The sequence below is a fragment of the Pseudomonas sp. LBUM1673 genome (genome assembly GCF_059695645.1).
Genome location: NZ_CP166780.1, coordinates 1,719,603 through 1,735,470, shown reverse-complemented (window position 1 = coordinate 1,735,470; position 15,868 = coordinate 1,719,603). Strand labels below are relative to the sequence as shown.

Genomic DNA, 15,868 nt, shown 5'->3' with positions numbered 1-15,868 from the left:
CGGGTCACTTCAATCGTCGCACTCAAATCGCCCGCGGCGATCTGCTGAGCGACACGGATCACGCTGCGTAGCGGTGCGACGATCAACCGGGTAATCACCCACGCAGCAATCAACCCCACCAGCAAGGCCAGTGCCGAGGAGCCGATGATCAACAGCGAGTTCTTTTTCAGCTCCGCCTGCATCGACTGGTCCTCGGCAACGTAGGCCTGATCCACTCGCTCCACCACTTGAGCGGCGCGCTGGTGGAGTTGCTCGTAGACGGTCTTTTCCTGTGCCAACAGGCCGGTGTACTCAGCGAGTTTTTCACTGAAACTGGCAATGTGACCCGCCACTTCATTGAGGACAGTCTGGTAGCCCTCATCCTTGACCGTGGTTTTCAGCTCCCCGGCCTGAGTCAGCGCCTGGTCGGCCTGCTCGATCTTGCCCTGCCCGGCGCTGTCGTCGCCTTTGCGGCTCTGGTCCAGGCGTACGCGCGCTTCGTTCATGGCCTGCAACATCAGCCGCGATACCTGGCTGACCTGATTGGCCTGCTCGATGAATTGCGCACCGTCCTTACCCTCGGATTCCTTCAAGGTATAGGCGCCATCGTCGGCAAGCCCGGCCTGCAGCACATCCAGGTTATTGGCCACGCTGGACACCGACCAACTGGCCATTTCCAGCGCCAGGTCCTTGGCCTGACTCAGCGAGACGAACTCATCAAAGGCCTTGCGATAAGCCCCCAGAGACTGCTCGACGTCGTTCATGACCGGCACATTGGCCGCCGACTGCGCCTTGAGCTGGGCCGCCAGAGCGATCAGAGCGTCCACCCCCGCGCGCAGGGCATCCGCGGTTTTCGGGCTGCCGTGCAAAGCGTATTCCTGCTCGAGCAAGCGCACCTTGAGCAAACCGCTGTTGAGCGACGACATCTGTTTGAGCCCGTCGAAGCGATGACTGATGGTTTGCAGGGACCATACGCCGATGGCCGCCACCAGGGCTGTCAACAGCAGCACCAGTACAAACCCTATACCCAGTTTTTTCGCCATACCGAGGTTGGCAAAACGTCCTTGCACGGCCGAAATCATTGCGCTTAGTCCCCTGCCATTATCTGTTGATGCAGATTCGCAACGGGCTTGTGCCAACACAAGTCTCTGGCGTCGGAATAATGGCCAAAAGCTACGCCCGCGTCGTTTTCAGAACGCTTGAGGTCGATCCCCAGGGTCTGTTGGCGTCACCAAACGTCAACAGACCCTGGCGGTGGCCTGAAAAAATGCCCGGGCGCGCGGATCACAGGCATAGGCAACGTTGATGCGCTGCCAGTCATGAGCCTGGCCGGTCGGGCTGAACGCCGTCGGGCAAGACAGCAGGACACCGAAGCGCCGCGCCTGAGTTCGCACCTGAGCGTAATCGGACCTGCGCGATCGCGCCCAAATGAACAGACCACCCACAGGTTTGCCGAAAACCTCCCATTCCGCGTCTTCGAGCACTTGCAAGGCCGCCTCCCTATCCGTGCTCAACCGCTGGCGCTGACGCTGCACCAGTTTGCGATAGGCACCACTGGCCAACAGACAAGCCAGCACCGACTCGCAAAACCGTGAAGCGCCCATGCTGCTGATCATCTTGACCTCGGCCAATCGCGAAATAACGTCGGCACCGGCCACGACAAAACCGACCCGTAAGGAACTGCTGAGGGTTTTGGAGTAGCTGCCGACGTAGATCACGTTGTCATCGATACCCAACGCCGCGAGGCGCGTACCCGGGCCGCTGTGCAAATCCGCGTAGACGTCGTCTTCGATCACCAGCACGCCATGTTTTTTGGCCAGTTGCAGAACCTGCTGAGCCACCTCTGGAGTCAAACTGCTGCCGGTCGGGTTGTGATAGAAGCTGTTGATGAACATCCCACGGGGCTTGTACTTGAGCAACAAGGCCTTGAGTGCTTCCGTGTCTGGCCCGCGAGGGGTTCGTGGCACCTCGATCATGCTGACCCCGTGCAGCCTGAGCAGATCGAACAGCGTCGAATACCCGGGACTCTCCACCACCACGCAATCGCCCGGCTCGAACAAAGTGCGCACGATCAGGTCGAGCCCATGACTGGCGCCCGCCGTGGTCAGGATTCGACTTTCATCCACCGTGATATTCAGCAGTTTCAGCCGCTTGAGGATCTGCTGGCGCAGGGCAAGCAGGCCCAACGGCGTGCTGTAGTTGAACAATCCGGCCATGTCGGTGCGGCTGACCTGGCGTATTGCATAGCTCAGGTCGTCAGTCTCGCGCCAGCTTTCGGGTAAGCCGCCGCAGCCCAGCTTCAGTTCGCCCACAAGGCCGCTCGGTTTCTCCTCTGCCCCCTCGAACCTGGGCAAACCCCATTGCCCCTGAGTGGCCAGCGCTGTTGCCGCGACAACGAAGCCCGCCCCACTACGCGTCGCCAGGACCCCTTGAGCCACTAACCGTTCACAGGCTTCAACAACGCTGGACTGGCTGAGCAGATTGATCCGCGCTATTTGCCGCACGGAGGGCAAACGCGTCCCCGGCGGCACTTCACCGCGACGGAGCCAGTCGCCTAACGCGTCGACGATTTGCTGCACGACCGGCACCATTGCCTGTCGATCGATTCTCAACTCCATGAGCAAGCAAACTCCTGTCCGTTTTGCGGGAAACAGTTAATCACAGGAGCGCGCGACGGGATGTGCGACAACGCCGCCAAAACCCTCGGTTCTAACCATTTGAAACACATTGATCGGCGTCACCAGGGAACCGGCGCCGAACAATAAAAAAACCTGTGGGAGCGGACTTGCCCGCGAAGGCGTTATGTCAGGCGACATCGATGCTGACTGTGCCGCCGTCTTCGCGGGCAAGCCCGCTCCCACATGGGTTGCGCTTTGACAGGCATTACGCAGCCTGAAACATCAAAACGCCGTGACCCCACCATCCACCGCCAGCGAATGACCGGTGGTGAACGCCGCCCCGTCGCTGCACAGGTACAGCACCGCGCTGGCAATTTCTTCGACCTTGCCGATACGCCCGACCGGGTGCATGGCGTTGGCGAACTCGCCCTTCTTCGGGTCCGCTTCATAGGCTCGACGGAACATGTCGGTGTCGATCACCGCCGGGCACACCGCATTCACGCGAATCTTTTTCTTGGCGTATTCGATGGCCGCCGATTTGGTCAGGCCGATCACCGCGTGTTTCGAGGCGGCGTAGATGCTCATCTTCGGCGCAGCGCCCAGGCCGGCGACCGAAGCGGTGTTGACGATCGCGCCGCTGCCCTGAGCCAGCAGCAATGGCAACTGATACTTCATGCAAAGCCAGACACCTTTGACGTTGACGCTCATGATCGCGTCGAACTCATCGACCGTGCCTTCGGCCAGTTTGCCTTTCTCGATCTCGATGCCGGCGTTGTTGAAGGCATAGTCGAGACGGCCGTAGGTATTCACTACCTCGTCCATCAGATTTTTTACATCGCTTTCCACAGTGACATTACAACGCACGAAGGTCGCTTCCCCGCCGGCGGTACGTATCAACGCCACAGTGCCTTCACCACCGGCCGCGTCCAGATCGGCAACCACGACTTTCAAACCTTCGGCGGCGAACGCCAAAGCGGTTGCGCGGCCAATGCCATTGGCCGCGCCCGTCACAACGGCGACCTGGCCGGAAAACGTCATGCTCATTGTTATGTCCTCGAAGGGAAAAATGCGGGGAATCGTGTATTCCCAGTCTAGCCACAGGGGCCTATGGCACGGCAGCACTATCAGAAGGCCGGTTGGGCGCCCATGAGTTGTAGTGATAGAGCTATCGCCCTGACTATCACTGCACTGGATCGATGTGCATTCGCAGCGTCAGCCCACCTTGCAGCATCGCCAATGAAGGTCTATCAACAAGGCTTCATTCATCTTGAGTGCCTGTCATGACTACCCAGACCAATCGCCAGTTCCTGCTCGCCAAACGTCCCGTGGGGGCCGCTACCCGTGAGACTTTCACCTATCAAGAAGTACCGGTCGGCGAGCCGGCGACGGGTCAGATCCTGGTCAAAAACGAATACCTGTCCCTGGACCCGGCCATGCGTGGCTGGATGAACGAGGGCAAGTCCTACATCCCTCCGGTTGGCATTGGCGAAGTCATGCGTGCATTGGGCGTAGGCAAAGTCATCGCCTCGAACAATCCAGGCTTTGCGGTGGGGGACTACGTCAACGGTGCCTTGGGTGTGCAGGACTACTTCCTCGGCGAACCACGAGGTTTCTACAAGGTCGATCCAAAACTGGCACCGCTGCCGCGCTATTTATCCGCGTTGGGCATGACCGGAATGACCGCCTACTTCGCCCTGCTCGATGTCGGCGCGCCGAAAGCCGGTGACACCGTGGTGTTGTCGGGCGCGGCCGGTGCGGTGGGCAGCATTGCCGGGCAGATCGCCAAGATCAAAGGCTGCCGGGTAGTCGGCATTGCCGGCGGCGCGGACAAGTGCAAGTTCCTGATCGATGAGCTGGGTTTTGACGGTGCCATCGACTACAAAAACGAAGACGTGCAGGCCGGCCTCAAGCGCGAATGCCCGAAAGGCGTCGACGTGTATTTCGATAACGTCGGCGGCGATATTCTCGATGCCGTGCTGAGCCGTCTGAACCTGAAGGCGCGGGTGGTGATTTGCGGTGCCATCAGCCAGTACAACAACAAGGAAGCGGTCAAAGGCCCGGCCAACTACCTGTCGCTGCTGGTCAACCGTGCACGGATGGAAGGCTTCGTGGTGATGGATTACGCCGCGCAGTTCGCCGCTGCCGGGCAGGAAATGGCCGGCTGGATGGCCAAGGGGCAGCTCAAGAGCAAGGAAGACATCGTCGAAGGACTGGAAACATTCCCGGAAACGCTGATGAAGCTGTTCAGCGGCGAGAATTTCGGGAAGTTGGTGTTGAAGGTATAAAAGCTTCGCGGGCAAGCCTCGCTCCTACAGGTTATGTGTCATGCACGGATTATGCGACCGACACATGACCTGTAGGAGCGAGGCTTGCCTGCGAATGGTTTTGCAGGCGCTGCTTAAGCCAGCTCTGCAACAACATCAGCCAACGCCTTGGCCGGATCCGCCGCCTGGCTGATCGGACGGCCGATCACCAGGTAGTCGGAACCGGCATCCAGCGCCTGACGCGGGGTCAGGATGCGGCGCTGATCGTCCTGGGCGCTGCCCGCCGGGCGAATCCCCGGGGTCACCAGTTGCAGCGACGGGTGAGCGGCTTTCAAGGCCTGGGCTTCCAGGGCCGAACAGACCAGACCGTCCATCCCGGCCTTTTCCGCCAGCGCGGCCAGGCGCAGCACCTGCTCCTGCGGCTCGATGTCCAGACCGATACCCGCCAGATCCTCACGCTCCATGCTGGTCAGCACGGTCACGCCGATCAACAGCGGTTTCGGGCCGCTGCGCTGATCGAGCACTTCACGGCAGGCGGCCATCATGCGCAGGCCACCGGAGCAGTGCACGTTGACCATCCACACGCCCATTTCCGCAGCCGCCTTCACGGCCATGGCAGTGGTGTTCGGGATGTCGTGGAACTTGAGGTCCAGGAACACTTCGAAGCCTTTGTCGCGCAAGGTGCCGACGATTTCCGAGGCGCAACTGGTGAACAGTTCTTTACCGACTTTGACCCGGCACAGCTTCGGGTCCAGCTGATCGGCCAGCTTCAGTGCGGCGTCACGGGTAGGGAAATCCAGGGCGACGATGATAGGCGTCTGGCAGGCGGACATGAGTGGGCTCTCAGGCAAGTCGAAATCGGCGCGTATTGTAGCGGAACCAGCGCCGCTGCGGGACCCGATGATCGGTAATTCGTCGTCGCGGCTCAGACAAGACTAGCTCCTGCGGCAATTGTGTCGAGTTCGGTACACACACGACACGCCTGCAACACCCTTCAACGCTACCCTCGGCAGCCGCAACAGGTCCTACAGCACTTCCCGCCTCACGGCCGGACGCCTATGCTGAAGCCACAACCTCGCAGCCTATCTTTGTGGTTGGCAGCCTATCTGGCAGATGAACGCACGCATGCACAACTCCCCAGCACCTCTGAACGACGATCAAAAAGCGCCGGCTGACGATAAACGCTGGAGCATTCGCGCCCTGATCGTCGACGATGACGTCCCGATCCGCGAACTGATGATCGACTACCTGGCCCGGTTCAGTATCCACGCCAGCGGCGTCACCGATGGCGCTGCCATGCGTCAGGTGCTGCAAGCCGAGCATTTCGACGTGGTGGTGCTCGACCTGATGCTGCCCGGCGAAGACGGTTTGTCGCTGTGCCGCTGGTTGCGCGCCGAATCGGACATCCCGATCCTGATGCTCACCGCCCGCTGCGAACCCACCGACCGGATTATCGGTCTGGAACTGGGCGCCGACGACTACATGGCCAAGCCGTTCGAGCCACGGGAACTGGTCGCACGGATTCAGACCATTCTGCGTCGGGTGCGCGACGACCGTACCGAACAGCGTGCAAATATTCGCTTCGACAACTGGCGCCTGAACAGCGTACTGCGCCAGCTGATTGCCGCTGATGGTCTGGTGGTGCCGCTGTCCAATGCCGAATTCCGTTTGCTTTGGGTGTTCATCGAACGTCCGCGCCGGGTACTCAGCCGCGAACAACTGCTGGACGCCGCCCGTGGTCGCTCGATCGAAGCCTTTGATCGCAGCATCGATTTGCTGGTGTCGCGCCTGCGCCAAAAACTGGGCGACGACCCGAAAGCCCCACAGCTGATCAAGACCGTTCGTGGCGAGGGTTATCTGTTCGACGCACGAGACATCGGCTGATGCGTGCACGCTTCGATACGCTGTTCGGCCGCCTGTTTGGCGTGCTGCTGCTGGCGATCGTACTGGCGCACCTGTTGGCGTTCTTCTGGTTCAAGTATTACGGTCCACCGCCTCCCCCTCCTCCGCCGCCGGAGTTTTCCGAACGCTTCGACGGACAACGCCCACCGATGGACCCGCGCTTCGACGTCCGGCCGCCGCGGCCGTGGTTCGGCGGGCCACTGGTGCCGCTGACCTTTCAGTTTGTCTCGCTGATCATCGCTGCCTGGTACGGCGCCAAGCTATTGACCCGCCCGATTCAGCGCCTGAGCGACGCCGCCGAGCGCCTGAGTGAAAATCTCGACAGCCCGCCGCTGGATGAGTCTGGCCCACGGGAAGCGCGGCAAGCGGCGCACACGTTCAATCTGATGCAGCAACGCATTCTTCAACAAGTGCAGCAGCGCTCGCGGATGCTTGGCGCGGTGTCCCATGACCTGCGCACACCGCTGTCGCGGCTCAAGCTGCGGCTGGAACAGATCGACGACGACAAGCTGCAAGGTCAGATGCGTCAGGACCTGGACGACATGATCAGCATGCTCGATTCCACCCTCACCTACCTGCACGAGCAGCGCACCAGCGAGGCGCCACAATGGATGGACGTGCAGGCGCTGGTGGAGTCCCTGAGCGAAAACGCCCAGGACCAGGGCGCCAACGTCCAGGCCAGCGGCCATTGCGCTCCGTTGCAGGTTCAGCCGATGGCCTTGCGTTCGTGCATCAACAACCTGCTGGATAACGCCCTGCGTTATGCCGGGGACGCGCTGATCACGCTTGAAGACAGCCGCGAGGAACTGGTGATCCGGGTCATCGACCATGGTCCGGGTATTGCCGCGGATAAACGTGAAGCGGTGTTTGAACCGTTCTTTCGTCTGGAAGGTTCGCGTAATCGCAATTCAGGTGGCGTCGGTCTGGGCATGACCATCGCCAAGGAAGCAGCGGAGCGTTTGGGCGGGCAATTGGGCCTGGAAGAAACCTCCGGTGGTGGTTTGACCGCCGTCATCCGCCTGCCGCGACTCTGAGCCACACACAAATCCAATGTGTGCGGGCTTGCTCGCGAAAGCGGTGTATCAGGCAACATTGATGTCGACTGACACTCCCTCTTCGCGAGCAAGCCCGCTCCCACAGGGTCCGGGTCTTGCCTGATGCTTGTGTGTACCGAACGATACAAATCCCACATACCCACGACAACTTGCCCCTTGAGGCTGCATAAGCCGGTGCACCCACCGGTTTCCCATTCCAAGGAGTGAGCACAATGATCGGTAGTGTCAGCAACTACACGAGCTATACCAGCACCAGCAGCACCTCCACCAACAGCGCCCGCAGCCAGCAATTCCAGAAGGATCTGCTCGCCAAACTCGACAGCAACAGTGACGGAGCGGTGGATCAGGAGGAGCTCAAGAGCGCCCTGTCGCAAAAAACCGACGACGGTCTGCTGGTCACCCTGAGCAAGAACTTCAGCGACCTGGACAGCGACGACAGCGGTAGCCTGAGCAGCGAAGAAATGGCCGCGATGGCCCCTCCGCCGCCACCGCCAAGCGATCAGGCACCAAACACCGAACTGGCCGATGCGCTGATCAGCGCATTGGACACAGACGGTGACGGCGCCATCAGCAGCGATGAACTGAGCAGCGGCCTGACCAACGCCGGCAGTACCGCCGACAGCGCGGAAATCTTCTCGGCCCTGGACAAGAACGAAGATGGCACCGTCAGCCAGGACGAGCTTGTCGCCAGCCTGACCCCGCCACCGCCGCCACCACCTCAGCAGGTGTCCAGCGAAGAGCTGTTCAGCCAGCTCGATGCCGACAGCGATGGCAGTGTCACAGCCGCCGAACTGAGCAGCGCCCTGGCCAGCGACAGCACCTCGTCGACCAGCACCGACACCAGCGCCGCGTTGCTCAAGGCACTGGATAGCGACAGCAGCGGTGGCGTCAGCAGCGATGAACTGAAAGCCGCCCTGCAAGCCAGTAGCGGGCAAAGCACCGACAGCTCCACCGACCAGTTCAACGTGACCGAAGCCCTGAACAAAATGATCGCCAACCTGAGCAAGCAGTATTCGCTCGACAACGTGGCGACCGTGGGCAAACACCTGAACGTGGCCACTTAAGTCAGAAGCTTCGCGGGCAAGCCTCGCTCCTACGGGTTTGATGTTGTGCACGGACAATGCGTCCGGCATATGACCTGTAAGAGCGAGGCTTGCCCGCGAAAAGGCCGCAAGCCCCAACAAAAAATCTCAGGGCCGGCGATCCTCAACCCGAGCCTGACTCTTGCTCCAATCGGTCAGCAGGCTGTAAGCCACGGCCAGCAACGTCGGGCCGATGAACAAACCGATAAACCCAAACGCAATCAACCCGCCAAACACGCCAAGCAACACAATCACCAAGGGCAAATTCCCACCCCGACTGATCAGGTACGGCTTAAGCACGTTGTCGACCCCGCTGATGATGAACATCCCCCAAATCCCGAGGAACACCGCCATCCCGTACTCCCCCTTCCAGGCCAACCAGGCCGTGGCCGGAATCCATACCAACGGCGGCCCCATCGGAATCAGGCTCAGCAAAAACGTCACAATCCCCAGCACCAACGCCCCGGGCACGCCGGCAATCAGGAAGCCGATCAACGCCAGTACTGCCTGAGCCGCCGCCGTACCGATCACCCCATTGACCACCCGCTGCACCGTTCCCGCCACCAGTTCGATGTAATACCCGGCGCGGTCGCCAATCAGCCGTTCCAGCAACCCATGGACAAACACCGCCAACCGCGGCCCGTCCCGGTAGAAAAAGAACACGAAAACAATACTCAACGTCAGCTCGAGAATCCCGCCGCCAATCTGCGCACTGCGCGCCAGCAACCAGTTACCGACCTGCCCCAGATAAGGTTTGATCGCCAGCATCATCGCGGCGCCCTGCTGATCGATGCTGTTCCAGATCCCCACCAACCGCTCGCCGACCAAGGGAATACTGCCCAGCCAGGTCGGGGCTTCAGGCAGACCATCAACCTGTACATCCTTGATGAACGCCGTGGCATCGCGCACATGATCCGCCAGGTTGAACCCCAGCCATACCAGCGGCGCTGCCACCAATACCATCCAACCGAGCGTCAGCAACAGCGCCGCCAGGGATTCACGACCATTGAGCCAACGGGTCAGCAGACGCATCAGCGGCCAACTGGCAAACGCCAGCACCGCCCCCCAGAACAGCGCCGACCAGAACGGCGCCATCACCCATAAACTCGCGCCAAACAGCACCAGGAGCAGGATCTGCACCAACAGCCGATCGTTATTGAGCATGTAAGATCCTGAAAAAAGTCAGTCAGCAAAGAGTAGGCGAACGCGCAGAACGCGTTCGCCTGATGAAGCTTATCGCAGCAGTTCGAAGTGCAGCCCAGACCCTTCGACGTTACCGGTTTCCATCCGCGCCGCCCGTACGCCCTGGCCGATCAGCGCCTGACGCCAGGCCTCGGCATTGAGCCCGGAAACGCTGACGCGCAGTGTGGTGTCCAGGTTCAGGCCTCGGGAAATCAAACGCAGCCAGGTGTCGTCAGGGTCGCCATCGAGGGTGGGGAAATCGAGTTTTCCGGTGCTTTTGAGCTGCCGCAGCAAGGTCGCGGACGTCGGCAGCAAATCACCCAGCGGTGCCGTGGCGTCGAACTGTTCGACGTGCAGATAAGCCCTGCGATTGCCGCGAGTGATGCTGTAAAGCGCCACCAGTGTGTTGTCTTGAGGGGCCGCCAAACGCAGCAGCAAATAAGCCTGCTGATTATCGGCGCCATACAGCTTGGCGTTGCCGAAGACTTCATTGGCCCACAGGCTGCTTTCGCCGCAATCCCGGGCCTGGCACCAGAACAACAACTCGGCCCCCTGCTTCTGCAAGGCTTCGCGAGCGGCGGTGAAGGCATCGGTGGAGGAATGCTCCGGTGGCAATTCGTAGGTGACCGAGGTGGTTTGACCCCGAGCGGTGACTTGGCCGTCGAAGCGCAACTGGCCGCTGATCTTGCGGATAGAACCCAGTGGGTAGATCCGTTCGAGCTCAGCCATGGGACGATAGTCGACGATCTGTGCATCGGCTATGCGCGGCATGATCGGCAGGTCCTGACTGCCCGGGATATCGGCGGCAAACAACAGGGGACTGAAACAACACAGCGCCATCAGAGTGAGTGAACGCATGGATAGACTCATCGAATCAACATGGCCTGGGCACCCTTGATGACACTGGCGTCATCATCGATGCGCTCGGGCACCAACAAGCCGCGCTGCACCGCGGGGCGCGCCTCCATGGCTGCCATCCAGCGTTGCAAGGCCGGCAAGCCGTCCACCGCGACACCGGACCAGTCGTGACCACGGACCCACGGAAAAGTCGCGATATCGGCAATGCTGTACTCGCCCGCCAGAAACTCTACGGCTTGCAGACGCGTGTCGAGCACTTCATACAGGCGTCGGGTTTCATGTTGATAGCGGTCGATGGCACCCTGGAGCTTTTCCGGAAAATAGCGGAAAAACACGTTGGCCTGGCCCTGCATCGGGCCGACGCCGCCCATCTGGAACATCAGCCACTGCAACACCACCGAGCGCCCTTTCGGATCCCGCGGCAGCAGCTTGCCGGTCATCTCGGCGAGGTAAATCAGGATCGCACCGGATTCGAATACGGCGAAATCGCCGTTGGCGCGGTCGACAATCGCCGGAATCCGGCCATTGGGATTGATCTTGAGGAAGTCCGGAGACTTCTGTTCCTTTTTGTCGAAACTCAAAGCGTGCACCGTGTAGGGCAGGCCGAGTTCCTCGAGCACGATAGAGACCTTGTGGCCATTCGGGGTCGCAGCGGTGTACAGATCTATCATGGTTGTCTCCCATTTCAACCCGCCCAGCCTCGACAGTTGCCCGGCGCAAGTCAAGGAACGGCGAAGAACCGATTGAAACAGTCTGCGACAAGGTCGGCACCGGGTTCGTCATTCAGGTGCAAATGATGGCCGCCAGGCAACTGTTCACGGCTAAAGGGTAGACGTTCCAGCAGCTCTGGATGTTTGGCGAGCATGCCGTCAGCCGCGACCACCAGGTGGGCAGGACAACTGACACGCTGGACGAAAGCCATCGCCTGTTCGGTGGTCAGGCGTAGCGGCGAAGGAAGCGTCAGGCGGTTGTCGGTGCGCCAGGTATAACCGCCCGGCACCGGCATCAAGCCTCGCTGGGCCAGCAGTTCGGCAGCTTCGCGACTGACCGCCACCAAGCCTTTCATTCGCGCTTCGATGGCCCGGTCGAGGGTACTGTAGACCGGCTTGCGTTTTTCCCGCAGGTCCAGCTGCGCTTGCAGGGCCATGCCCATGCGCTCGGCGGCGTTTTCGCCTTTGTCTGTAGGAGGAATGATGCCGTCGATCAAGGCCAGATGGGTCACCCGCTCCGGCAACGATCCGGCCAGCACCAGCGAGACGATCGCCCCCAGGGAATGCCCCAGCAGTGCAAAACGCTTCCATCCCAACTGCTCGGCCACTTGCAGAACGTCGTGGGCATAGTCCCACAGCGCATAACCGGCGCCGTTCGGTCGATGCCCCGAGTGACCGTGCCCGGCCATGTCCAGCGCGATGATGCGCAAGCCCTCAAGCTTCGGCGCCAGCCGGGCAAAGCTGTTGGCGTTGTCCAGCCACCCGTGCAAGGCGATCACCGGCAAGCCATCCTCGGGCCCGAACAGGTGCGCCGCCAACTCGATATGCGGCAGGCTCAGGCGAACTTCTTCAACGACGCTACTCATGCGCAATCCCGTTGGCTGCGACCTTCCCAGCGACTGAACAGATTCTTCAGCAGCGTGGCCGTGTCCTGTGGACGTTCGAGTGGGAACATGTGGCCGCCGGGCATGGTCAAGGACTCGCCTAAAGGCATGCGCCCGACGGAACGGGCGTGATGGCGCATCACCACGCGGCTCTTGTGCCCGCGAACCACCGCCAGCGGCACTTTGAGCTGCCGTGCACGGCCGGGGCTGGTGTGGGGCACACCGCGGTAGATGCTGATTTCCGTAGCCGGGTCGAAACGTAGGCGCAGCTTGTCGCCGACCCTTTGCAAACCATGTTGAAGGTAGGCCTCGAAGCATTCCGGATCGAAGCCACGAAACAGGGTTTTACCGGCGAAATACAGGCGGGCCGCGTCCAGATCGGCGAACTCTTCCCGTCGTCCCAAGGTACGGCCGGCCGGGGTCAGGCGATCGATGAAACCGAATCGTTTGGCGGCACGGATCACCCATTGATCGGCGCGGGTCAGCACCGGCGAATCGAGCATGACCACACCGCGATACAGCTCAGGGCAACGCAACGCGGCGTGCAGATGCAGCACGCCGCCGAAGGAGTGACCAACGCCCCAAACCGGCTCGGGCTGCTGCTTGAGGTGATGAATCAGCTCATCCACCAGATTGTTCCAGTTGTCGTCCGCCGGAAAACGCGGGTCATGGGCGTGCTGCTCCAGATGCGTCACCTGATACTCGGGCGCCAGCGCCGCGAACAACTTGCCGTAGGTCCCCGAAGGAAAGCCATTGGCGTGGGCGAAAAATATCTGTTGCGACATACCGGCAGATCCATGTGCAAAAAACAGAGGTTGATTGTCCGTAAGACAACGTCCTACAGCAATGACCGTAACTGACAGGAATGATGACAGTCGGGTCAGGGCTATGACCATTCAGAATTCACTGAAAACCTTGTGGCGAGCGAGCTTGCTCGCGTTCGGCTGCGCAGCAGCCGCAAAACCGGCGAATGCGGTATGACCAGAGAACGGTGCATTGCGGGTTGGGGCCGCTTCGCGACCCAGCGGGAGCAAGCTCCCTCGCCACAAAAATTCGTCGGCCGTGAATCTTTGGCTCGATCAGGAATCAACGCGCCGGCGGGTTCTCCCCCAACGGCACCACCGCCATGGTCAGTCGCGACACGCAACTGGCCTTGCCCTCATCGCTGCTCAAACGGATATCCCAAACATGGGTGGTGCGACCGATGTGAATCGCCCTGGCCACCGCCGTCACTCGTCCACTGCGCAGCCCGCGCAAATGGTTGGCGTTGATCTCCAGGCCCACGCAATAAAACTTGCTGGTGTCGATGCACAGGAAGCTGGCCATCGAGCCGACGGTTTCGGCCAGCACCACCGAAGCACCGCCGTGGAGTAAACCGTAAGGCTGGTGAGTGCGGTGATCGATCACCATACTCGCCGTCAGGGACTCGTCGTCGAAGGCTTCGAAACGAATATCCAGCACTTCGCCGATGGTGTTTTTCTGGATTGCGTTCAACTGCTCGACGTTGGGAGTGGTGCGCCACAGACTCATCGTTACGTTCCTTTGTTGGAGTTGTTCGTGGCTCAATCCTGCCACAGCACCGCTTCGCTGCGCTCGCTCCATTCCTCCAAGCGTGCACCGTAAGCCGCTTCGATCATGTTGCGTTTGATCTTCAGGGTCGGTGTCAGGAAGCCGTTTTCCACCGCCCAACTGTCCTTGACCACCACCAGCCGACGCAAGCGCTCATGCCTGTCGAGAACGCCGTTGACCTCCTCCAGCAGTTTTTCCAGGCTTGAATGCAAACTCGCCCGGGCCGATCCATTCGCGTCCTGCTGACCGACCGCCGACAGCACGCACAACCCCAGTGGTGCGCTCAGCCCATCGCCAACCACGCACACTTGCTCGATCCGCGAATGCACCGCCAGGCGATTTTCGATCGGGGCCGGGGCCACGTATTTGCCTTTGCTGGTTTTGAAGATTTCCTTCAGGCGCCCGGTCAGGCGCAGGTTGCCTTCGGCGTCTTCCTCGCCCTTGTCACCGGTGCGCAGGAAGCCGTCCTCGGTGATGGCTTCGGCGGTTTTCTCAGGCTCCTTGAAATAGCCGAGCATGGTCGCGCCACTGCGCACCAGCACTTCGCCGGACGACTCGACGCGCACGTCGACCTCCGGGCACGGCTTGCCAATCCAGCCGGGTTTGTTCTGGCCGGGCAGGCCGATGTGGGAATAACCGCAGCTTTCGGTCATGCCGTACACCTCCAGCACATCCAGCCCCAGTTTTTGGTACCAGAGCAACAAGGCCTGCGGCACTGGCGCCGCGCCGGACAAGGCGATGCGCAAGGCGTCCAGCCCCAGCCCGGCGAGGACTTTGTGCCCTACCCGTTGGCCGATGAAGGGCAGTCCGAGCAAAAAATCGAGGCGTTTCGCCGCAATCTTGCTGTAGACGCCCATCTGGAATTTGGTCCAGATCCGCGGCACGCCGAACAGCGCGGTCGGCCGGGCACGCTTTAAATCGGTGAGAAAAGTGTCGAGGCTCTCGGCAAAAAACACCGTCTGCCCGGTGTAGATCGACGCCAGCTCGACAAACATCCGCTCAGCCACGTGGCACAGTGGCAGGTAGGACAGCAGGCGATCCGACTCATTCAGGCCAAACAACTGCGTGCCACGGGTGGTGGCAAATCCCAGCGTGCCGAAACTGTGCATCACGCCTTTGGGCTGGCCCGTGGTGCCGGAGGTGTAAATAACGGTCGCCAGTTGATGGGCGGCGGGTTTGGGGTCGTCCTGAATCGGCGAGCTGCGTTGCAGATCGGCCCAGCTGAAATCGAAGATGCCGGCCGGACACAGCGGCAGGCTGATGGTTGGCAGGTCGGAGCTGACCCCGGCGGACATGCCCGGCCAGTCATCCAGCTTGCCGATGAAGGCCAGCGCGGCTTCGGAATGATCGAGCACTTGGGCCACGGAATCGGCGGTCAGATTGGGATAAAGCGGCACCGAGACATGCCCGGCCATCCAGATCGCCAGGTCGGCGATGATCCAGTGGGCGCAGTTCTTCGAGATCAACGCGATGTGGCTGCCTTGCGGCAATTCGCGAGCCCGCAGCCAGTGGGCGGCACAGCGCGCCTGGTGGCCAACGTCAGCCCAGGTCAGCGTCTCGACCCGGCCGTCCACTGTCGGCTGGACCAGAAAGCGCTGGCGGGGATGCCGGGCTTCACGTTCGTAGAAGGCGTCCAGCGGCAAACGAAAAGCAGCAGACATGCGACTTGCTCCTTTATTTTTTGTCTGGAGCAAGCGTAGTCAACCAAGCAAGTGCTTGGTTGACTATTTCATACAAAAACCAAAGAACGCCGCCTTTAAAAAAC

General features: G+C 60.9%; 14 protein-coding genes and 1 pseudogene. 4 read left to right on the top strand and 11 right to left on the bottom strand.

The window, feature by feature from the left end:
- Window positions 1-5: 5 nt before the first annotated feature.
- The 3 genes and pseudogenes from ACA044_RS07815 to ACA044_RS07805 form a co-directional block, all read right to left on the bottom strand.
- Window positions 6-182 (bottom strand): annotated as a pseudogene (locus ACA044_RS07815) (HAMP domain-containing protein); the annotation flags it as partial.
- Between the two features lie 1,035 nt (window positions 183-1,217).
- The gene (locus tag ACA044_RS07810) at window positions 1,218-2,597 is read right to left on the bottom strand and encodes an aminotransferase-like domain-containing protein (protein ID WP_497445848.1); all 1,380 of its coding nucleotides are present in this window, start codon (window positions 2,595-2,597) and stop codon (window positions 1,218-1,220) included.
- A gap of 282 nt (window positions 2,598-2,879) precedes the next feature.
- Window positions 2,880-3,641 (bottom strand): SDR family oxidoreductase, encoded by a 762-nt coding sequence (locus ACA044_RS07805; protein WP_497445847.1) that lies wholly within the window; start codon window positions 3,639-3,641, stop codon window positions 2,880-2,882.
- A 236-nt stretch (window positions 3,642-3,877) separates the two neighbouring features.
- On the opposite strand from ACA044_RS07805, the gene ACA044_RS07800 reads away from it, so the two are divergent.
- Window positions 3,878-4,882, top strand: coding sequence for an NADP-dependent oxidoreductase (locus ACA044_RS07800; protein ID WP_497445846.1), 1,005 nt, complete (start codon window positions 3,878-3,880; stop codon window positions 4,880-4,882).
- A 113-nt stretch (window positions 4,883-4,995) separates the two neighbouring features.
- On the opposite strand, the gene pyrF is transcribed toward ACA044_RS07800, so the two are convergent.
- Entirely contained in the window at window positions 4,996-5,694 is a 699-nt protein-coding gene (gene pyrF / locus ACA044_RS07795) for an orotidine-5'-phosphate decarboxylase (RefSeq protein ID WP_027621111.1), read from the bottom strand.
- A 292-nt stretch (window positions 5,695-5,986) separates the two neighbouring features.
- Here pyrF and ACA044_RS07790 point away from each other — a divergent pair, with 292 nt between their 5' ends.
- From ACA044_RS07790 to xopAW, 3 genes are all read left to right on the top strand, one after another.
- The gene (locus ACA044_RS07790; protein WP_310659789.1) at window positions 5,987-6,745 is read left to right on the top strand and encodes a response regulator; all 759 of its coding nucleotides are present in this window, start codon (window positions 5,987-5,989) and stop codon (window positions 6,743-6,745) included.
- Entirely contained in the window at window positions 6,745-7,797 is a 1,053-nt protein-coding gene (locus ACA044_RS07785) for a sensor histidine kinase (RefSeq protein ID WP_497445845.1), read from the top strand. The genes ACA044_RS07790 and ACA044_RS07785 overlap by 1 nt, the downstream gene beginning before the upstream one ends.
- Before the next feature lie 233 nt (window positions 7,798-8,030).
- Window positions 8,031-8,882 (top strand): XopAW family type III secretion system calcium-binding effector, encoded by an 852-nt coding sequence (gene xopAW / locus ACA044_RS07780; protein WP_497445844.1) that lies wholly within the window; start codon window positions 8,031-8,033, stop codon window positions 8,880-8,882.
- Window positions 8,883-9,008: 126 nt separating this feature from the next.
- Here the strand turns inward: xopAW and ACA044_RS07775 are convergent, their stop codons facing one another.
- From ACA044_RS07775 to ACA044_RS07745, 7 genes are all read right to left on the bottom strand, one after another.
- Window positions 9,009-10,064: an AI-2E family transporter gene (locus ACA044_RS07775; RefSeq protein WP_497445843.1), complete on the bottom strand. Its 1,056-nt coding sequence runs from the start codon at window positions 10,062-10,064 to the stop codon at window positions 9,009-9,011.
- A 69-nt stretch (window positions 10,065-10,133) separates the two neighbouring features.
- A complete protein-coding gene (locus tag ACA044_RS07770; RefSeq protein WP_497445842.1) occupies window positions 10,134-10,940 on the bottom strand; it encodes a DUF4892 domain-containing protein in 807 nt (268 codons plus the stop codon).
- Between the two features lie 8 nt (window positions 10,941-10,948).
- Window positions 10,949-11,611 carry a glutathione S-transferase family protein gene (locus ACA044_RS07765; protein WP_497445841.1) on the bottom strand — a complete coding sequence of 221 codons (663 nt, stop codon included), beginning with the start codon at window positions 11,609-11,611 and terminating at the stop codon, window positions 10,949-10,951.
- A gap of 50 nt (window positions 11,612-11,661) precedes the next feature.
- The gene (locus tag ACA044_RS07760) at window positions 11,662-12,516 is read right to left on the bottom strand and encodes an alpha/beta hydrolase (protein ID WP_497445840.1); all 855 of its coding nucleotides are present in this window, start codon (window positions 12,514-12,516) and stop codon (window positions 11,662-11,664) included.
- Window positions 12,513-13,319, bottom strand: a complete 807-nt coding sequence (locus ACA044_RS07755; protein WP_497445839.1) for an alpha/beta fold hydrolase — start codon at window positions 13,317-13,319, stop codon at window positions 12,513-12,515. Before ACA044_RS07755 ends, ACA044_RS07760 begins: the two co-directional genes overlap by 4 nt.
- Before the next feature lie 301 nt (window positions 13,320-13,620).
- The gene (locus ACA044_RS07750) at window positions 13,621-14,064 is read right to left on the bottom strand and encodes a hotdog fold thioesterase (protein WP_497445838.1); all 444 of its coding nucleotides are present in this window, start codon (window positions 14,062-14,064) and stop codon (window positions 13,621-13,623) included.
- 32 nt (window positions 14,065-14,096) lie between these two features.
- Window positions 14,097-15,764: an AMP-binding protein gene (locus ACA044_RS07745; RefSeq protein ID WP_497445837.1), complete on the bottom strand. Its 1,668-nt coding sequence runs from the start codon at window positions 15,762-15,764 to the stop codon at window positions 14,097-14,099.
- Window positions 15,765-15,868 lie beyond the last annotated feature (104 nt).